The sequence below is a fragment of the Rhizobium sp. LjRoot30 genome (assembly GCF_964253915.1).
In the GTDB taxonomy this organism is placed as follows: domain Bacteria; phylum Pseudomonadota; class Alphaproteobacteria; order Rhizobiales; family Rhizobiaceae; genus Metarhizobium.
Map to the genome: position 1 here is coordinate 91588 of NZ_CAXUSG020000012.1, position 17922 is coordinate 109509.

The following is a 17922-nucleotide window of genomic DNA, read 5'->3' on the forward strand; positions in this document are numbered from 1 at the left end:
GCAAGGAGCGAATCTGAAAGATCGCGGCGCGCTTTAGGAGACCTTGCGCCACTCGGCGGCTTGGACCATCGTGCAGAAATCCTCGAAGGACCGCGGTTTGGAGAAGGCATACCCCTGCAGCAGGTCGCAGCCGAGCTGGCGCAACATGGTCGCATGCTCGAAGCTTTCCACGCCTTCGGCAACCGTATCGACGCCCAGCGAGTGGGCGATCTCGATGATCGAGCGTACCAAAGCCCGCTCCTGCTGCGATTCCAGGATCGGCTGCACCAGCTGCCGGTCGATCTTCAGCCGTTTCGGCCGCAGCTTGAGCAGGCTGACGATCGAGGTGTGACCGGTGCCGAAATCGTCGATCTCGATGTCGATGCCAAGCGATTTGATCCGTTCGAGATTGTGCGAGACGATGGTGTCGCTTTCGTCGAGGAAGATCGACTCGATCAGTTCGAAGGAGATTTCGCCGGGGACGATGGCCAGCGCCGTCAGCGTTTCGAACAGGGCTTCATCGTTCAGCCGGCGCGAGGAAACGTTGACGGACACCTTTGGCACGACGATGCCGCGGGATGCCCATCGCATCTTGTCCTGCAAGGCCTTTTCCAGCACGATGCGGTCGAGCATCGGCACGACATTCAGTTCGTCGGCGATTTTGAGGAAACGATCCGGCGTCAGCACGCCCTTGGTCGGATGGTTCCAGCGCACCAGTGCCTCGACCCCGGTCAGTTCCATCGTCTTGGCGCAGAATTGCGGCTGGTACCAGGCGGTGAACTCGTCGTTTTCCAGCCCGGCGAGAATTTCGTCGGCGATGCGCTTGGTGGTGATGATTTCGGCCTGCAGGTTCTGTGTGAAGAACTCGTAGCAGTTGCGGCCCGTCGCCTTGGCGCGATAGAGCGCGATGTCGGCATTGACCAGCAATTGCCGTGTGTCGATGTTCATGCCATCCCCGTGGGCGATGCCGATGGAGACGCCGCAACGGCACGAAACGCCGTCGAAGGTCACTGGTTGGCGCATCTCCTCGAGGATGCGCCCGGCCAGGGCCGCCATCTTTTCGGGGTCGCAGCTGTCGCGGACGACGATGACGAACTCGTCGCCGCCGATTCGTGCCACGAGGTCGTTCTGGCGAATGTTGGCTTCCAGGATCTTTGCCGCATGGGCCAGCATCGCATCGCCGGCGGCATGGCCCAGCGTATCGTTGATCTGCTTGAAACGGTCGAGATCGATATGCAGCAGCGAGAGTTTTTGCGGTTGCTCGGCGCTGAGGCGCGACAGCATATCAAGTTCGACGTCGAGCTTGCGGCGGTTGCCGAGCATGGTCAGCGGATCGTGCAGGGAATTGTGCTCGATGCAGCTCTTGGCGAACTGCAGCTCGATGTTGCGCATGTCCGCCTCCGCCTTGGCGGATTTCAGTTCCTCCGTCAGCAGCGCATCGGTGGTGATGTCGAAGGCGATGCCGATGATTCGGCGGCTGCCGTCCTTGCCGGTGTGCAGCTTGCCGATGGAGCGGATGTAGTGCAGCGAACCGTCCGGATGAATGGCGCGGACCACCAGCGGTTCCGACATGTCGTGATTGGTGAATTCGGTCTCGCTGGCCTTTGCCGCGGCCCGGTCTTCGGGATGGATGAGCGAATGCCAGCGTTCGGAGGTCATCGGTTCGGTGCTATAGGGCAAGCCGTAGAGCTGATGCATGCGGTCGTCCCAGATCTCCGTATCCGTCGCCAGGTCGACTTCCCAGATGCCGCAGCGATAGGAATCGAGCGCCAGGCTGAGCTTGCGTGACAGCTCCTCCAGAAGCTGTTCGCGGCTGGAAAGCTCCATCAGCGCCAATTCCAGCTCGGCATTCTTGAGGTCGCTGGTTTCCTTGGCGTGCCGCAGGTCGTCGTTCATCAGCACATCGCCGGTGACATCCCAGACGATGCCGATCGTCTGCGTGCCGCTGGCGCCCCTGTAGTGGGATCCGACCGAGCGGAGGTAGCGTTCGAAACCGTTGTCGAAGATGACGCGGTACTGGACGCTGGCGGTGTTGCCGACGATAGAGCAGTTGAAAAAATGCGCTTCGGCGGCGGGCCGGTCGTCGGGATGGACCACGGCGATCCAGTCCGCCAGCTTGTAACCGTGGTCTGAGGGCAGATGGCCGTGCAACTGCGCGGCGCGATCGTCCCAGAAAAGCTGGGCACCGTCGCTGCCCATTTCCCAGATACCGATCTGCGACGTTTCCAACGCCAGGTCGAGGCGTTGCGACAATTCGCTGAGCTGCGTCTCGCGCCGCTCCAATGTCTTAACATTCTGGCTGCGTTCGAAAATCAGCAGGCTCGACATGAAGACGGGGAAGATGATGATGCCGCCGGCAAGAAATATGGCGACCCGCAGGAAGGTCTGGTTCGGCGGCGGCGCATCCCAGCCGACGGACGGCACGGCAGCCAGTTCCCAGGTGCCGCCGGGAAATCCGATCTTACGGCGCACGGGTTCCTTGTCCAGCACGGCGGCATCGCCGAAGAACGGCGTATTGTTGGCGGCCGGCAAGGAAAGGTCGCGGACGGCAAGCGACAGCCTGTCGAGATGCGGGTAGCGTTCCTGGTTTTCGCTGTTGCGAACAGGGCTCAATCCCGTCGCCTCGTAGAATTTGTTCTCGTCGATGACGGCTTCGATCGCGCCCCACAGCTTGTGGCTCCCCTGCTCGCTGCTGACGACCGGATAGAGGATGACGAACCCGCCTGCGCCGCTGGCCGTCGACACCGGTCCGTAGAACTTTGCGGCGAAGCGGTCGGAATTGCGGGCGTCGGACGGTCGCAGCAATTGTGCGCCGCGAACGTCCTGGCCGATGCGCGAACGGCCTTCACCGGCGGGGAACACCTTCTCCACGATAAAGCCCGGCGCGAAGGCGATGCTGGAAAGATGCGGGTTCTGCAGCAGCAGCCGTTCGATCTGCGTGTCCAGTTCCGGGCGAATCTCCCCGGCGGCGCTGATCGTATTGGAAAGATTGCGGACAAGCGCGAAATCGGTGTTGATCTGCCCCATCATCCGGGCGTGGATCAGGGCCGCATCATTGTCCGTGCGGATATGCATCTCGCGGAGATAAAAGGCTTGGTTCTGCTGATCAAGGACAAATCCCAACGTCATGACCATCGCGGCGACGAGAATCGCAGCAACGACCGACATGCGGGTGTCCGCAAGACGGCCGTCTTTCCCGCGGAAAGGCAACTTCCAAAACGTCAAATGGCCCGATCCTTTTCATATTAGAACATGAAGTTAAAGCGCAGAACGTTAATTTAGGATTGGCCTTCATGGAGCGGGCACCGCCGTGCGGTTGTTTACGTTAACTGCCGGATAACGCCACCGAATCCGGCCGAATACTTTGCAAGCCCCGCCCCCTTGATAACGGCAAATTTTCCGTTCATCAATTGGGCCGTAATTGTCACGTTTCAGGGCAAATTTTGCCACATTCGAGGGGCTTATCTTGTTTCAGAAAATCCTTTCCATGTTTCATAGCAGGTCCCGCAAAATGCGTCTGATGATCGCGGCTCTCCTGGCAACCGCCAGTTTCCTTTCCCCCTTGAAGGGTTTTGCGGAAAGCGCCGATGTCGAGGCGACGATCAAGAAGGTCGACATGGGCAATCTCAGCCTGACGCTCGACGACGGCAAGATCTACCAGGCGCCTGAGGAGTTCAATTTCGAAGGGCTGGCAGCGGGCGTGAAAGTGATCGTTTTCTATACGGAAGTCGACGGCCGGCGGGTGATCAACGATCTCGAAGTCGTTCAGTAAGCCGACCAGCAGGCTACGCGGTTGCCCGGCAGGTGAGCCGGGCAGGGGTTAGATCCACTCGATGATGCGGCGGTCCCGCTCCACCCTCAGGATACGATCCTGCGGGATGGCGATTTCGGCTGCTTCTTCCTTCGGCGTGTCGCCGACCAGCCGGAACAGGCTGCGAATGACGCCGCCATGGCTGACGCAGATCGTCGGGCGGTCCACCGACAACAGCCATGAGCCGACACGCCAGGACAGGATCTCGTAACTTTCGGCATCTTCGCCCGGCGGGATGAAATCCCATTTTGCCGCCTTGCGGGCGGCGACGCGTTCGGGCGTGTGGGCCTTGAGTTCTTTCAGCGTCGAGCCTTCCCAGGCGCCGAAGGATATTTCCATCAGCCGGTCGTCGATGCGGTAGTCTTCACGGGGAAGGTCCATGGCGTCGCGGACGCGCTCCATCGTCTCGCGGGCACGCGAAAGCGGGCTGACGACATAATCGTAGCCCGCTGCTTCATTTCCCAGAATGCCGGCCAGCATCTCGCCGTTGCGAGACGCCTGCCCACGACCGACATCGTTGAGCGGAATGTTCTTCTGGCCCTGAAGCCGCGCTTCGGCGTTCCAGTCCGTCTGTCCGTGGCGGATCACATAGATGAGCACGGGAAGCCTTCCGTTGCCGGTATCAGTCCTTGATGACGGAGATATCCGGCGCGTCAACGGCCTTCATGCCGACGACATGATAACCGCTGTCGGCGTGATGCACTTCACCGGTGACCGAACGCGACAGGTCGGAGAGCATGTAGAGGCCGACATCGCCGACTTCCTCGATCGTCACGGTACGGCGCAGCGGCGCGTTGTATTCGTTCCACTTGAGGATGTAGCGGAAGTCGCCGATGCCGGAGGCGGCCAAAGTCTTGATCGGGCCGGCGGAAATGGCGTTGACGCGGATGTTCTTCGGGCCGAGGTCGACGGCGAGATATTTCACGCTTGCCTCGAGGGCCGCCTTGGCAACGCCCATGACGTTGTAGTTCGGCATCACCTTCTCGGCGCCGTAATAGGTCAGCGTCAGCATCGAGCCGCCGTTCGGCATCAGCTTTTCGGCGCGGCGCGCCACCGAGGTAAACGAGTAGACCGAGATCTGCATCGTCTTGGCAAAATTTTCCGCCGAGGTATCGACGTAACGGCCGGTCAGTTCGTCCTTGTCGGAGAAGCCGATGGCGTGCACGACGAAATCGATCGTGCCCCAGCGCTGCTCCAGTTCGGCGAAAACGGCATCGATGGTCGATTCGTCGCCGACGTCGCAATGGCCGGCCAGCACGCCGCCGAGTTCGGCAGCCAGCGGCTCGACGCGTTTCTTCAGGGCTTCGCCCTGGTAGGTGAAGGCGATTTCGCCGCCCTGGGCGTGAATGGCCTTGGCAATGCCCCAGGCGATCGACCGGTTGTTCGCGACGCCCATGATGACGCCGCGCTTGCCCTTCATGAGGCCCGATGCTTCAGCCATGCTTTGCTCCCTCGCAGATCAGATGGATGTTGCCTATGACATAGGCGGCACCCCGGTTCAAGCACAGGGCCTATCATCAACTGTTAGGGAGCGTAACAAAGGGTGCAAACGTCACGAAATATTCACAAAAACAGGCCTTCTCGCATGCTTCTCATGAGATCCGTGACCTTTTCGTCGGGTTTTTCCCAAAGCATCAGCCGGATTTCCACAACCAGGTCGCCACGGCCGCCTTCGGCCTTGGGCAGCCCGCCGTCCGCAATGCGGATCACCTGGTCGGAACCGGACCAGGCGGGCACCGTCACCTCGACGGGACCGGCCGGCGAATCCGCCACGGCGGTGCAGCCGAGCACGGCGTTCTGCAGGTTGACGGGCAGGATCGTGTGAATATCGGCGCCATCGACCCGGAAATGTCCGCTCTGGTCGACCTTGAGGGTGATCACGGCATCGCCGCGCTGCATGCCCTGCAGTTTCAGGCCCTGGCCGGCAAGCCGGATAACCTGGCCGTCGCCGGCGCCCGGCTCCAGCCGGAAGCGGGCTTCGCGGCCTTCCGGCAGCGGCACGGTGATCCAGTTTTCCTTGAGAAGATCGGTGATGGTGACCGGGGCCGTTGCGGCCAGGTCCGGCGCTTTTTCCGGAACGGGTTGGATGCCGCGGATACGGCGCACCAGCGAACTGACGAGATTGATGGCCTGCGCCGGCAGCGATGTGGCAATGCCCTTCGAGGCCTCTTCGGTATCCCGTGCCGAAGCCTCGGCGGCATGGTTTCCCTCGCCCAGAACGCTTGCGGCGGCGGTATGCGTCGCCGCATGGGCGGCGGCTGCCTGGGCGCCGAAAATCCGCGAGATGACGTCCTCCGGTGTTTCCGCGCCGCCGGCTGCCGGGCCAGTTGCTCCCGCAGATGCACCGGCATTGCCCGAGGGGGCTGACGTTGCGCCGGCCGCAGGCTTCTGCGCCTTGGCTTTGGCGGCTTCGGCGCGAGCGAGTTCTTCCATCACCTTTTCGGCGTTGGCCTTGGCCACGCGCGCCTTTTCGGCGGCCTCGCGGGCTGCCTGCCGTTGCTGCTGGATCGTTTGCGCCTGCTGCTTGGCCTCTGCAGCCTTGACGCGTTCGTCATAGCGGCCGCGTTTCTTCGGGTCCTTGAGGATATCGTAGGCTTGCCCGACTTCGGCAAACTTCTTGGTCGCATTCGGGTCTTCACGATTATGATCGGGATGGACCGTCTTTGCGATGTTTCGCCAGGCAGACTTGATCTCGTCGGCACCAGCATCCCGTTTTACGCCGAGCACAGAATAGGGATCGCGCATATCACCACCGGTTAACAACTCTATACGACGCCGCACCTCTTCATTTGGGGCGGGCCGAAACGCAATACAACGAGTGCAATCCGATCCCGGCGAGCAAAATACCACCGGGGGCGCACATACCGGAAGAGTATGGCGGGAACTTACTAATCGGAGGTTACGCTATCGTAAGATTTCGCGCGATGCCGGCACGAATCAGCAGGGGAGGGGCTATTTGTTTTCCTGGAAGCTGAGCAGCTGCCAGTTGCCGTCGCCCGCAAGGCAGGCCTTGCCCTGGAAATTGGCGACGCCGACATAAGAATGACGGCTGGTCTCGAAGGCGCGGCACACGGTGCCGTCCTGGGTCTGCTCGCTGATGGCGCTGATGACGCCGGCGCTGCCGGTCGAGGCATTCGCCCAGGCCAGCGGCTTGCCTTCGAGCTTGGACATGTCGGCCGAAGTCACGGCGTTGCGCACCGTCACTTCGTCGGAAATGACGTCCTTGTTCTTGCCGTCGGCAATGGTGCTTGTCGAAATCGACTGGTCGACCTTCGAGCCGAACAGGTCCATGCCGTTGCCGACACAGCCCGACAGGCCGAGAGCCGCAGCTGCCAGGACAGCCGCCACACCAAACCTCGCGCACAAACCCTTTGTGTGGATGTTCGACTTTGCTATGTCTGTCACCTTGAGATGACCCGGGGATGCGAATCCCTGGGCATTGGTTAAGAAAGTCCGAGGCATTTTAGCTATCATGGCAGACCAGGCGTTAACAACCGGTGACTTCACCGAGGTAAGCGAACCCTTTTCCCTCTTCGAGGCATGGCTGAACGAGGCGCAGGCCTCCGAAATCAACGACCCCAACGCCGTGGCGCTGGCAACCGTCGATGCGGACGGCCTGCCCAATGTGCGCATGGTGCTGCTCAAGGGTTTCGACACGGACGGCTTTGTTTTCTATACGAATTTCGAAAGCCAGAAGGGTCAGGAGATCCTCGGGCAGAAAAAGGCGGCGATGTGTTTCCACTGGAAATCATTGCGTAGGCAGGTTCGCTTGCGTGGGCCTGTGGAAATCGTCACCGACGAGGAGGCGGACGCCTATTACCAGACCCGGCCGCGCGGCAGCCGCATCGGTGCGTGGGCGTCGAAACAGTCACGGCCGCTGGAAAGCCGCTTCGCGCTGGAGAAGGCGGTGGCCGAGTATACGCTGCGATATGCCATCGGCGACATTCCCCGCCCGGTCCACTGGTCCGGTTTCCGCATCCGTCCGCTGTCCATCGAGTTCTGGCACGACCGCCAGTTCCGTCTTCACGACCGCATCGAATTCCGCCGCGAGACGCCGGATGGGTCGTGGTCGAAGGTGAGGATGTATCCCTAACACCGGGACCGTTCGGGCGGCCCCTCATCCCCCTGCCGGGACCTTCTCCCCGCAGGCGGGGAGAAGGGGGTATGCCGCACCGGTTTCTCCGATCTCAACGCTGCGTGGGGCAAGTCTCCTCTCCCCGCCTGCGGGGAGAGGGTTAGGGTGAGGGGCAGCCCGCCAAGCAAGTTGAGGGGCAGCCCGGGAAGGCTAACTCCGCCCCATCAACCTGAACGGAATCCCCGAAGCCAGTGCCGCGACATAACGGCGTTTCTGGAAATGGCCGTTGAGGGACACTCTCGGCAGCGCCGTCAGGCCGGCGAGCGACGTCTCTGAAATCGTCCCGGGATTGGTGGTTACCGCGACCTTGAAGCCGAGCGCTTCCGCCAGTCGAAACTCCCGGGCCGAAGCCGCCGGCGGATCGCCGTAGGGATATGCAAACGTCGTCGGCATCTTGCCGGTGATCGTCTGCAGCCGATCTGCAGAAGCCGCCATTTCCCGCCGTGCCTCGCCCTCGTCAAGCAAGGCCAGCGCCCGGTGGCTGATCGTGTGCGCCCCGAGCGAGGCGAGCGGATGGGCGGCCAGTGACTTCAGCTCCCCTTCAGTCATCGTCGATCGGTCGGGAATGGCCTGCGCATCGATGCCGTGTTCGGCAGCAATCCGGTTCAGTCGCGCAATGGCGTCGGCCTCACCGGGACGGAGGATGAAGCGTGCGATCCTGGCAAACGCGGCCTGCCTGGCGGCGTTGCTTGCAAGGTCGAGCCGTTCCTCGCCTTGGCCGAAGTCGAAGGAGAGGGATGTCCGGGCGGCGAGCAGGTCGGCGGCCGTCTCCCACCACATCGTATGCGTCCGGTCGACATAACCGCCGCTGACGAACACCGTGAACGGCACGCCGTGGGCGGCAAACACCGGCAGGGCATGGGCGGCATTGTTGCGATAGCCGTCGTCGAGGGTGAAGGCGGCGAAGGGCCGCACCGATCGCTCCGCCAGCCGCGCCGGCACGGCGTCGAGCGCGACGAATTCGTAGCCATCCGCCTGCAATTGCCGGATCGCCCGATCGAGAAATTCCGGAGTGATTTCCAGATGGGCGTTGGGATCGAAACTGCGGGGTTGCTTCGGGCGCACATGATGCAGGGTGAAGATCACGCCGCGCCCGCGCGCCGCCTGCATCACGCCGGCACGGGCGAGCAGCCATGACGCCTCGAGGCCGCCGGTGATGGCGGCCCGTTTCAGCCCGGCGCGCAGCCTCTGCTTCAGTCCCATGATCCTTCGTCCCGATTTTTCGCAAGACTATCGGCAAGAGAGTTAAGCCCGGCTGAATCGCCGGGCCGGACAGGCAGCGGATTATCGCAGCAGCGGATCGAGCAGCGGCAGGCCGAGGATTGCCGCCATGGCGATCAGCCCATAGCAGACGCGCCGGAACAGCCGCTCGTCGGCGCGGCCGAACAGACGTGACCCGAGATTGAGGCCAAGCAGGTAAAGCGGTCCCGTCGCCAGCGCCGGCGCGACGACGGCAGTGACGAACAAGCCTCCGACCGCATAACTGACGACGCTGAAAACCGTCGAGACGGCAAAATAGAGAACGATGTTTGCCCGCACGATATGGAAGGGAATGGCGCCGCCGAGCCAGTAGGCGACGATGGGCGGGCCGCCTGCCTGCGCCGTGCCGCTGAAGAGGCCGGCAACCAGTCCGACGACCGCCGTTATCGCATCGGAGGGTTTGCCGTGATAACGCCAGCCGGACATCAGCAGCATGAGCAGCAGGATGACAAGCACGATGATCAGCCAGCGGACGAGCAGCGGATCGGCATAGGCGAGAAAGGCGGCTCCCAGCGGCACGCCGATCACCGCGCCGGCCGCCATCACCACCACGTCGCGCTTGTGAGCCTGCCGCCAGGCGTTCGGGATCATGCCGAGCGCGCCAAAACCGTCGATGACGAGCAGCAGTGGCGCGGCTATCCTGGGGCCGGCGATGGCGCTGGCGAGCGGCATGAAGATCAAGGCCGCTCCGAAGCCGGAAAAGCCGCGCGCCAGGCCGGCGACGAAAGCCGCTATGCCCAGGAAGGCGAGTTGAGCGAAGGTGGTCCCGGCAAACATGGTCTGCAGCATGGCGTTTCCGTTTCAGAAAGGCCCTGCTTGCATCTGCCGGTGGTGGTTCGTCAAGCGGCGGACGCTCAGGTCCGCGTGCCGCCGACGGTGACCTGGTCCATGCGGATATGCGGCTGGCCGACGCCGACCGGCACCCACTGGCCGGCTTTGCCGCAATTGCCGATGCCGGTATCGAGCTTGCTGTCGTTGCCGATCATCGAGACGCGCTTCATCGAATCCGGGCCGTTGCCGATCAGCATGGCGCCCTTGATCGGTGCGCCGATCTTGCCGTTCTCGATCATGTAGGCCTCGGTGCAGCCGAAGACGAATTTGCCGGACGTGATGTCCACCTGGCCGCCGCCGAAGGAGACGGCATAGATGCCGTTCTTGACGGAGGCGATGATCTCTTCCGGCGTCTTGTCGCCGGACAGCATGTAGGTGTTGGTCATGCGCGGCATCGGCACATGGGCGTACCCCTGGCGGCGACCGTTGCCGGTCGGTTTCATGCCCATCAGCCGGGCATTCTGTCGATCCTGCATGTAGCCGACCAGCCGGCCGTTATCGATCAGCACGTTGTAGCCGGAGGGCGTGCCCTCGTCATCGACGGAAATCGAGCCGCGGCGGCTCTCGATCGTGCCGTCGTCGACGACGGTGACGCCGGGGGAGGCGACCATTTCGCCCAGCAGGCCGGCGAAGGCGGAGGTCTTCTTGCGGTTGAAATCGCCCTCCAGCCCGTGGCCGACCGCCTCGTGCAGCATCACGCCCGGCCAGCCGTTGCCGAGCACCACGTCCATGGTGCCGGCCGGCGCCTCGATGGCGTCGAGATTGACCAGCGCCTGGCGCAGCGCCTCGTCGGCGCCCTTGCGCCAGCTTTCGGCGGTCAGGAAGTCGTTGAAGCCGAAGCGGCCGCCGGTGCCGAAGGAGCCGGTCTCCTGCCGGTCGCCGTCACCCACCACCACGCCGATGTTCAGCCGCGTCATCGGCCTTATGTCGCGCACCCGGTGGCCGTCGGCGCGCAGAATGTCGACTGTCTGCCAGCTCGCCGCCACCGATGCCGTCACCTGCCGTACCTTGCCGTCGGCGCGCAGATAAGCGTCGATCTCCTGCAGCAGCGCCACCTTCTCTTCGAAGGTTGGCGCGCCGATCGGGTTTTCCTCGCCGTAAAGCTTGTGGTTGGTGCGCTGCGGCGCTTCCGAATAGGAGCCGGAGTAACCGCGCGTCACGGCGCCCACGGCATCGGAGGCCCGTTTCAGCGCCGCGACGGAAAGATCGCCGGCATGGGCGTAACCCACCGCTTCGCCCGCCACCGCGCGAAGGCCAAAACCTTGTTCCGTGTTGAAGCTGCCGCCCTTGAGCTTGCCGTTGTCGAAGGTCAGCGCCTCCGACTGGGCGTGCTCGATGAACAACTCGCCATCGTCGGCGCCCTTCAGCGCTTCGGCGACGAGGGTGCGCACGGTCGTTTCGTCGGCATCGAAAAGAGTGAGGAGATCGGTGGTCATGGTGTCAGGCTCCATCGGCGCTGCGTCACGGGGCGGCATCGCCGCCCTCCGTGTTCTATATATAATGTCTGCTGCCAGCGATGTAGGCGTCGGGCGTTGCCGGGACAAGAGCCGCGGTCAGGGCAGGGCGTCGTAGCCCGAGGCAAAACCCTTGAGGTCGACCGGGATGCCGATGCCTTCTTCCGGCGACTGGAAGACGATGAAGGTCGCCTGGGCGCCGCTGCGCAGCGTCTTCAGCAGTTCTTCCTCCAGCACCACTTCCGCATAACAGCCGTCCGAGAAGCAGCGCACGAAATAGGCGCGACCGATGTCCTTGCCGTCGATGTTGAGGCCAAGACCGTTGGGCAGGAGCACGCCGAGCGGCGCCAGCACGCGCAGGATGCGCGACTTGCGGTCGGCGGTCTTCAGCACCACGACGGACAGGCCGACTTCCGGGCGGTCCTCGGCGATGACGTTCTGCATCAGCGCGCATTGTTCGGCGCTGGCGCCGGCGGGCTGGTCGCAGACGATCGACCAGGCGCCGTGGTTGGATTTCACCGTGCCCGGCTGGGTCTGCGTCGTCTGGTTCTGGACCTGTTGCTGCTCTACCTTCTGCTGTGCGAAGGCAGGCGCCGCCATCGCGGCGATCAGGCCGGCGGCCAGCATGCCGGGCCGCGCAAGGGGATAAAAACCCATGAATACCTCTAGAATTCGAATCACTGAGCCATTTTTGGAGCCCGGGCCGGCAAATGAAAAGCCCCGCCTGCTTCAATTCCAGCCCAGTGCGGCGGAAATTGGACTGCGGGCCATAACCCATCATCCTGAAATTGTGGAAGGAGTTAACGCCGCGTCACAGGAAAACGGTATTATCTGGGCCAAAATTGAATTTGGGCAAAAATGCCGCACAGGGTTTTTTTGACAGATGTTGCGGCGGGGGGCAAACTGTGGTTTGAAGCGGAAGAATAGCTAGGATTCTGCGTTTGGGTTTGATCCACATCAAGCGCTTGAGGGAGATACGTTGTGAAAAATAAAGCTTATGCAGTTCTGGCCTGTCTGGTCTGTCTGCTGTTTGCTTCCAGCAGTTTTGCCGATCAGCCGCTGGACTGGCAGATGACGCTGCAGCCCGCAGCGACGTCGATCATGCATGAAATCCGCTGGTTCGAGCAGTACACGCTGTGGTTCATCGTTCCGGTCACGCTCTTCGTGCTGCTTTTGTTGATCATCGTGGTCGTCAAGTTCCGCGCCGGCGCCAACCCGGTGCCGTCGAAGACAAGCCACAACACGGCGATCGAAGTCGTCTGGACCGTCGGTCCGGTGCTTCTGCTGCTTTTCCTGGCAATCCCCTCCTTCAACCTGCTTACCGCGCAGCTCACCATCCCTGAGAATCCGGACCTGACGCTGAAGGCGACCGCGACCCAGTGGCAGTGGAATTACGAATACGAGATGGAAACGCCCGTCGCATTCGATTCCTACCTGCTCAAGGATGCCGACCGCGCCGGCCTCGGCAAGGAAGACAAGTCGGTCTATCCGCGCCTGCTCGCCGTCGACAACGAAATGGTCCTGCCGGTCAACAAGGTCGTCCGCCTTCTGGTGACGGCTGCGCCGACCGACGTGATCCACGCCTTCGCGATGCCGTCCTTCGGCGTCAAGATCGATGCCGTACCGGGTCGCCTCAACGAGACCTGGTTCAAGCCGGAGCGTGAAGGCCTGTTCTACGGCCAGTGTTCCGAGCTGTGCGGCAAGGATCATGCCTTCATGCCGATCGCCATCCGCGTCGTCTCCCAGGAGAAGTATGACGCCTGGATCGCGGCGGCAGGCACGGACCTGGCAGGCGCGAACAAGACTTTGATGGCGGCAACCGATGGCAAGAAGTCCGTCGACGTTGCAGCAAACGACGCACAGTAAGGTAGGGGTGAGGACAATGGCTGGACCGTCCGCTCACGATCATTCGCACGATCATCACGACCATTCTCATGGTCACGACGATCATCACGACCACGCGCACAAGCCGCTAAGCTTCTTTGCACGCTGGTTCCTGTCGACGAACCACAAGGACATCGGCACGCTCTATCTGATCTTCGCGATCATCGCCGGTATCATCGGCGGCGCGCTGTCGGTCGCCATGCGCGCCGAGCTGCAGGAGCCGGGCATCCAGATCTTCCACGGTCTGGCCGCCATGGTCTACGGCTTCGAAGGTGACGCTGCCATCGACGGCGGCAAGCATATGTTCAACGTCTTCACCACCGCTCACGCCCTGATCATGATCTTCTTCATGGTCATGCCGGCGCTGATCGGCGGCTTCGCCAACTGGATGGTTCCGATCATGATCGGCGCGCCCGACATGGCGTTCCCGCGCATGAACAACATCTCGTTCTGGCTCATCGTTCCGGCCTTCCTGCTTCTGCTGCTTTCCATGTTCGTGGAGGGTCCTGCGGGTGCATACGGCGTCGGCGGCGGCTGGACGATTTATCCGCCATTCTCGACATCGGGCATGCCGGGACCGGCGGTCGATCTTGCGATCTTCGCGCTGCACGTTTCGGGCGCCTCGTCGATCCTCGGTGCGATCAACTTCATCACCACGATCCTGAACATGCGCGCTCCGGGCATGACGCTGCACAAGATGCCGCTGTTCGCCTGGGCCGTTCTGATCACCGCTTTCCTGCTTCTGCTCTCGCTGCCGGTTCTGGCAGGCGGCATCACCATGCTGCTCACCGACCGCAACTTCGGCACGGCCTTCTTCAATCCTGAAGGCGGCGGCGATCCGATCCTGTTCCAGCACCTGTTCTGGTTCTTCGGTCACCCGGAAGTGTACATCCTGATCCTGCCCGGCTTCGGCATCGTCAGCCACATCGTCTCGACCTTCTCGCGCAAGCCGATCTTCGGTTACCTCGGCATGGCCTACGCCATGGTCGCCATCGGCGCCGTCGGGTTCATCGTCTGGGCGCACCACATGTACACGGTCGGCATGTCGCTCGACACGCAGCGTTACTTCGTGTTCGCCACGATGGTCATCGCGGTTCCGACCGGCGTGAAGATCTTCTCCTGGGTTGCGACGATGTGGGGCGGTTCGCTCACCTTCCGCACCCCGATGGTCTGGGCGATCGGCTTCATCTTCCTGTTCACCGTCGGTGGTGTTACGGGCGTCCAGCTTGCAAACGCCGGTCTCGACCGTTCGCTGCATGACACCTACTACGTCGTGGCCCACTTCCACTACGTTCTGTCGCTCGGCGCCGTGTTCGCCATCTTCGCCGCCTGGTACTACTGGTTCCCGAAGATGACCGGCTACATGTACTCCGAGTTCCTCGGCAAGCTGCACTTCTGGGTGATGTTCGTTGGCGTGAACCTGGTGTTCTTCCCGCAGCACTTCCTCGGCCTCGCCGGCATGCCGCGCCGCTACATCGACTATCCGGATGCTTTCGCCGGCTGGAACTACGTCTCCTCGATCGGCTCCTACATCTCCGGCGTCGGCGTGCTGATCTTCCTCTTTGCCGTCTGGGAAGCCTTCGCCAAGAAGCGTATCGCCGGCGACAATCCGTGGGGTGAAGGTGCGACCACGCTGGAATGGCAGCTGTCTTCGCCGCCGCCGTTCCACCAGTGGGAACAGCTGCCGCGCATCAAGTAAGCCGCACGCCGGTCAAAGCTTGAAGACAAAGGCGCCGCGAAAAAAGACGCGGCGCCGATACAAATAAAAACAGGACGGGTTGAATGACGGTTATCGACGATCACGAAGCGCTGGGAACGAATGGCGGCGTACGCCTTTCGGAAGCAGGCGCACGGGATTTCTTCGAGCTCTTGAAGCCGCGGGTGATGTCGCTCGTTGTCTTCACGGCCTTTGCCGGCCTGGTGCTGGCGCCGGGTCATATCCATCCGGTCCTCGGCTTCATCGCCATCCTGTGCATCGCCGTCGGTGCCGGCGCGTCCGGCGCGCTCAATATGTGGTACGACGCCGATATCGACGCCGTGATGAGCCGCACCGCCAACCGTCCGATCCCGGGTGGCCGCATCCAGCCGAACGAGGCGCTCGCCTTCGGCCTGACGCTGTCCTTCTTCTCGGTTGCCATCCTCGGCCTGGTGGTCAACTGGTTCTCGGCGGGCCTGCTCGCCTTCACGATCTTCTTCTACGCCGTCATCTACACCATGTGGCTGAAGCGCTCGACGCCGCAGAACATCGTCATCGGCGGTGCTGCCGGCTCCTTCCCGCCGATGATCGGCTGGGCTTGCGTCACCGGCGGCGTGTCGATGGAAAGCATCGTGCTTTTCCTCATCATCTTCCTGTGGACCCCGGCGCATTTCTGGGCGCTGGCTTTGTTCAAGATGCGTGACTACGGGTCCGTCGGCGTACCGATGATGCCGAATGTCGCCGGCGAAGCCTCCACAAAGGTCCAGATTTTCATCTACACGCTGCTGACCGCCGTCATCGCCGTGGTTCCCGCCCTTGCCGGCTGGTCGAGCCTCGGTTACGGCGTCTTCGCTGCTCTGCTCGGTGTCGTCTTCCTGTACTGTTCCATCGCCGTCTGGCGCATGCCGGATGGCGATCAGAAGATGGTGCCGGCGAAGAAGATGTTCGCCTTCTCGATCCTTTATCTCTTCGCCATCTTTTCCGCCCTGATGATTGACGCCTTCGTGGCGCCGCTGCTTTCGCTGATCGGAGGTGCCGCATGATCGACAAGATCACGCTGACCGACAAGCAACAGAAATCCCGCCGCGGCCGCAACATCGCGCTCGGTTTTGCGCTGGCCGGCCTTGTCGTTCTCTTTTACGTCGTGACGCTGATCAAGTTCGGCGGCGGGATGCAGGGGTGAACCGATGACCGAACAATCGCCGCAGACCAGCCGCAATACCCCGCGCAACAATGGCGTCGTCGTTGCCGCCTGTCTTACCTTCGTCGGCGCGATGGTCGGCGCAAGTTTTGCCGCCGTGCCGCTCTATGACATGTTTTGCCGCGTCACCGGCTACAACGGCACGACCCAGCGCGTCGAGCAGATGTCGCAGGTGGTGCTGGATCGCAAGATCACCGTCGGTTTCGACGCCAACGTTGCGAGCGGCCTGCCGTGGGATTTCAAGCCGGTGCAGCGCAATATCGAGGTGAAGATCGGCGAGACGGTGCAGGTCGAATTCACCGCGACGAACATTTCGAACAAACCGACCAAGGGCCAGGCGATCTTCAACGTCACGCCGATGGTCGCAGGTGCCTATTTCAACAAGGTCCAGTGCTTCTGCTTCACCGAAACGGAGCTGAAGCCGGGCGAAACGATGACCATGCCGGTGGTGTTCTACGTCGATCCGGAAATCGTCAATACGCCCGAGACCAAGAGTATCGGGACGATGACCCTGTCCTACACCTTCTATCCGCATGAGAGCGAAAAGCCGGTGGCTTTGCGCGCGGATGAGGACAAGGGTCCGGAACAGAAATTGTGAGAGGTATGTTATCGGTTTTCCGGTAACATTTTGGAGAAAGACATTCGGGGATCGCTGACATGGCCGATGCACACCAGAAAAATCACGACTACCACATCATCGACCCTAGCCCGTGGCCGCTTCTGGCCTCTGTCGGTGCATTCTTCCTGACCTTCGGGGGCGTCGGCTACATGCGTTACCTGAACGGTGGTTCGTTCCACCTGTTCGGTCTTGAGCTGGCTTCCCCATGGCTCTTCTACATCGGCCTCGCACTGGTGCTCTACACCATGTACGGCTGGTGGGCGGATACGGTGAAGGAAGCCCATGAGGGCGCCCATACCCGCGTCGTCTCGCTGCACCTGCGCTACGGCATGATCATGTTCATCGCTTCCGAAGTGATGTTCTTCGCCGCCTGGTTCTGGGCCTTCTTCGACGCCAGCCTGTTCTCCAATGAGGCGATCCAGGCGTCCCGCTTCGAATTCACCGGTGGTCACTGGCCGCCGAAGGGTGTCGAAGTGCTCGATCCGTGGCACCTGCCGCTCTACAACACCGTGATCCTGCTGCTCTCCGGCACCACCGTCACCTGGGCGCACCACGCGCTGCTGCACGGCGACCGCAAGGGCCTGATCAACGGCCTGGCGCTTACCGTCGTCCTCGGCCTGTTGTTCTCCTTCGTGCAGGGCTACGAATACGCCCACGCTCCGTTCGCCTTCAAGAGCTCGATCTACGGCGCGACCTTCTTCATGGCGACCGGCTTCCACGGCTTCCACGTCATCGTCGGCACCATCTTCCTGCTCGTCTGCCTGCTGCGGGCCATCAAGGGCGATTTCACGCCGAAGCAGCATTTCGGCTTCGAAGCTGCCGCCTGGTACTGGCACTTCGTCGACGTCGTCTGGCTGTTCCTGTTCTTCAGCATCTACATCTGGGGCAGCTGGGGCGCGCCGATCGCGCACGGCTGATCTGGTCCGAGCGAATGAACAATTTGGAAAGGCGGTTGCGCGAAAACGCAGCCGCCTTTTTGCATGAAAAGCCGTTGGTCGGCCGCATGGAAGCCAGCCCGCCGGCACTTTGCACTGGCCTGCGGCGAAGTGCCG

The 17922-nt window shown here is 62.2% G+C and carries 18 protein-coding genes; 9 read left to right on the forward strand and 9 right to left on the reverse strand.

The annotated features are described in order from the left end of the window. Positions 1-33: 33 nt before the first annotated feature. Positions 34-3147 carry a bifunctional diguanylate cyclase/phosphodiesterase gene (locus ACSQ3I_RS21565; RefSeq protein ID WP_436002276.1) on the reverse strand — a complete coding sequence of 1038 codons (3114 nt, stop codon included), beginning with the start codon at positions 3145-3147 and terminating at the stop codon, positions 34-36. Between the two features lie 343 nt (positions 3148-3490). Here ACSQ3I_RS21565 and ACSQ3I_RS21570 point away from each other — a divergent pair, with 343 nt between their 5' ends. Further along, entirely contained in the window at positions 3491-3751 is a 261-nt protein-coding gene (locus tag ACSQ3I_RS21570; RefSeq protein WP_109456916.1) for a DUF1344 domain-containing protein, read from the forward strand. Between the two features lie 48 nt (positions 3752-3799). On the opposite strand, the gene ACSQ3I_RS21575 is transcribed toward ACSQ3I_RS21570, so the two are convergent. From ACSQ3I_RS21575 to ACSQ3I_RS21590, 4 genes are all read right to left on the reverse strand, one after another. After that, complete coding sequence (locus ACSQ3I_RS21575; protein WP_436002278.1) at positions 3800-4390, reverse strand: histidine phosphatase family protein; 591 nt, start codon at positions 4388-4390, stop codon at positions 3800-3802. 22 nt (positions 4391-4412) lie between these two features. After that, positions 4413-5231: an enoyl-ACP reductase FabI gene (gene fabI / locus ACSQ3I_RS21580; protein WP_436002280.1), complete on the reverse strand. Its 819-nt coding sequence runs from the start codon at positions 5229-5231 to the stop codon at positions 4413-4415. A 122-nt stretch (positions 5232-5353) separates the two neighbouring features. Next, the gene (locus ACSQ3I_RS21585; protein ID WP_436002282.1) at positions 5354-6535 is read right to left on the reverse strand and encodes a DnaJ C-terminal domain-containing protein; all 1182 of its coding nucleotides are present in this window, start codon (positions 6533-6535) and stop codon (positions 5354-5356) included. Positions 6536-6742: 207 nt separating this feature from the next. Further along, complete coding sequence (locus ACSQ3I_RS21590; protein ID WP_436002284.1) at positions 6743-7138, reverse strand: RT0821/Lpp0805 family surface protein; 396 nt, start codon at positions 7136-7138, stop codon at positions 6743-6745. 124 nt (positions 7139-7262) lie between these two features. Here ACSQ3I_RS21590 and pdxH point away from each other — a divergent pair, with 124 nt between their 5' ends. Then, the gene (gene pdxH, locus ACSQ3I_RS21595; protein ID WP_436002286.1) at positions 7263-7883 is read left to right on the forward strand and encodes a pyridoxamine 5'-phosphate oxidase; all 621 of its coding nucleotides are present in this window, start codon (positions 7263-7265) and stop codon (positions 7881-7883) included. 192 nt (positions 7884-8075) lie between these two features. Here the strand turns inward: pdxH and ACSQ3I_RS21600 are convergent, their stop codons facing one another. The 4 genes from ACSQ3I_RS21600 to ACSQ3I_RS21615 all read right to left on the reverse strand — a co-directional run bounded on the left by ACSQ3I_RS21600 (position 8076) and on the right by ACSQ3I_RS21615 (position 12127). Next, on the reverse strand, positions 8076-9128 hold the full coding sequence (locus ACSQ3I_RS21600; RefSeq protein ID WP_436002288.1) for a polysaccharide deacetylase family protein: 1053 nt from the start codon (positions 9126-9128) through the stop codon (positions 8076-8078). 81 nt (positions 9129-9209) lie between these two features. After that, on the reverse strand, positions 9210-9974 hold the full coding sequence (locus tag ACSQ3I_RS21605) for a sulfite exporter TauE/SafE family protein (RefSeq protein WP_436002289.1): 765 nt from the start codon (positions 9972-9974) through the stop codon (positions 9210-9212). A gap of 65 nt (positions 9975-10039) precedes the next feature. Continuing rightward, positions 10040-11452, reverse strand: a complete 1413-nt coding sequence (gene tldD / locus ACSQ3I_RS21610; protein WP_436002406.1) for a metalloprotease TldD — start codon at positions 11450-11452, stop codon at positions 10040-10042. A gap of 117 nt (positions 11453-11569) precedes the next feature. Then, positions 11570-12127 (reverse strand): invasion associated locus B family protein, encoded by a 558-nt coding sequence (locus ACSQ3I_RS21615; RefSeq protein WP_436002291.1) that lies wholly within the window; start codon positions 12125-12127, stop codon positions 11570-11572. Here ACSQ3I_RS21615 and ACSQ3I_RS21620 point away from each other — a divergent pair. The 7 genes from ACSQ3I_RS21620 (at position 12126) to ACSQ3I_RS21650 (ending at position 17787) form a co-directional block, all read left to right on the forward strand. Then, positions 12126-12350, forward strand: coding sequence for a hypothetical protein (locus ACSQ3I_RS21620; RefSeq protein ID WP_436002293.1), 225 nt, complete (start codon positions 12126-12128; stop codon positions 12348-12350). The two genes, ACSQ3I_RS21615 and ACSQ3I_RS21620, sit on opposite strands and share 2 nt — an antisense overlap. 101 nt (positions 12351-12451) lie before the next feature. After that, positions 12452-13336 (forward strand): cytochrome c oxidase subunit II, encoded by an 885-nt coding sequence (gene coxB, locus ACSQ3I_RS21625; RefSeq protein ID WP_436002295.1) that lies wholly within the window; start codon positions 12452-12454, stop codon positions 13334-13336. Positions 13337-13352: 16 nt separating this feature from the next. After that, the gene (gene ctaD / locus ACSQ3I_RS21630; protein ID WP_436002296.1) at positions 13353-15053 is read left to right on the forward strand and encodes a cytochrome c oxidase subunit I; all 1701 of its coding nucleotides are present in this window, start codon (positions 13353-13355) and stop codon (positions 15051-15053) included. An 83-nt stretch (positions 15054-15136) separates the two neighbouring features. Beyond that, positions 15137-16093: a heme o synthase gene (locus tag ACSQ3I_RS21635; RefSeq protein WP_436002298.1), complete on the forward strand. Its 957-nt coding sequence runs from the start codon at positions 15137-15139 to the stop codon at positions 16091-16093. After that, positions 16090-16233: a hypothetical protein gene (locus ACSQ3I_RS21640; RefSeq protein ID WP_165823326.1), complete on the forward strand. Its 144-nt coding sequence runs from the start codon at positions 16090-16092 to the stop codon at positions 16231-16233. Before ACSQ3I_RS21635 ends, ACSQ3I_RS21640 begins: the two co-directional genes overlap by 4 nt. A gap of 4 nt (positions 16234-16237) precedes the next feature. Beyond that, the gene (locus ACSQ3I_RS21645) at positions 16238-16849 is read left to right on the forward strand and encodes a cytochrome c oxidase assembly protein (RefSeq protein WP_436002300.1); all 612 of its coding nucleotides are present in this window, start codon (positions 16238-16240) and stop codon (positions 16847-16849) included. Between the two features lie 59 nt (positions 16850-16908). After that, positions 16909-17787: a cytochrome c oxidase subunit 3 gene (locus ACSQ3I_RS21650; RefSeq protein ID WP_436002302.1), complete on the forward strand. Its 879-nt coding sequence runs from the start codon at positions 16909-16911 to the stop codon at positions 17785-17787. The last annotated feature ends 135 nt before the right edge of the window (positions 17788-17922 follow it).

What these genes read in the sequence shown, in the direction of transcription:
- ACSQ3I_RS21565 (WP_436002276.1), bottom strand. Translation starts at nt 3,147, where the DNA reads ATGTCGGTCGTTGCTGCGATTCTCGTCGCCGCGATGGTCATGACGTTG.
- ACSQ3I_RS21570 (WP_109456916.1), top strand. Translation starts at nt 3,491, where the DNA reads ATGCGTCTGATGATCGCGGCTCTCCTGGCAACCGCCAGTTTCCTTTCC.
- fabI (WP_436002280.1), bottom strand. Translation starts at nt 5,231, where the DNA reads ATGGCTGAAGCATCGGGCCTCATGAAGGGCAAGCGCGGCGTCATCATG.
- ACSQ3I_RS21585 (WP_436002282.1), bottom strand. Translation starts at nt 6,535, where the DNA reads ATGCGCGATCCCTATTCTGTGCTCGGCGTAAAACGGGATGCTGGTGCC.
- pdxH (WP_436002286.1), top strand. Translation starts at nt 7,263, where the DNA reads ATGGCAGACCAGGCGTTAACAACCGGTGACTTCACCGAGGTAAGCGAA.
- ACSQ3I_RS21600 (WP_436002288.1), bottom strand. Translation starts at nt 9,128, where the DNA reads ATGGGACTGAAGCAGAGGCTGCGCGCCGGGCTGAAACGGGCCGCCATC.
- ACSQ3I_RS21605 (WP_436002289.1), bottom strand. Translation starts at nt 9,974, where the DNA reads ATGCTGCAGACCATGTTTGCCGGGACCACCTTCGCTCAACTCGCCTTC.
- tldD (WP_436002406.1), bottom strand. Translation starts at nt 11,452, where the DNA reads ATGACCACCGATCTCCTCACTCTTTTCGATGCCGACGAAACGACCGTG.
- ACSQ3I_RS21620 (WP_436002293.1), top strand. Translation starts at nt 12,126, where the DNA reads ATGAATACCTCTAGAATTCGAATCACTGAGCCATTTTTGGAGCCCGGG.
- ACSQ3I_RS21615 (WP_436002291.1), bottom strand. Translation starts at nt 12,127, where the DNA reads ATGGGTTTTTATCCCCTTGCGCGGCCCGGCATGCTGGCCGCCGGCCTG.
- ctaD (WP_436002296.1), top strand. Translation starts at nt 13,353, where the DNA reads ATGGCTGGACCGTCCGCTCACGATCATTCGCACGATCATCACGACCAT.
- ACSQ3I_RS21635 (WP_436002298.1), top strand. Translation starts at nt 15,137, where the DNA reads ATGACGGTTATCGACGATCACGAAGCGCTGGGAACGAATGGCGGCGTA.
- ACSQ3I_RS21640 (WP_165823326.1), top strand. Translation starts at nt 16,090, where the DNA reads ATGATCGACAAGATCACGCTGACCGACAAGCAACAGAAATCCCGCCGC.
- ACSQ3I_RS21645 (WP_436002300.1), top strand. Translation starts at nt 16,238, where the DNA reads ATGACCGAACAATCGCCGCAGACCAGCCGCAATACCCCGCGCAACAAT.
- ACSQ3I_RS21650 (WP_436002302.1), top strand. Translation starts at nt 16,909, where the DNA reads ATGGCCGATGCACACCAGAAAAATCACGACTACCACATCATCGACCCT.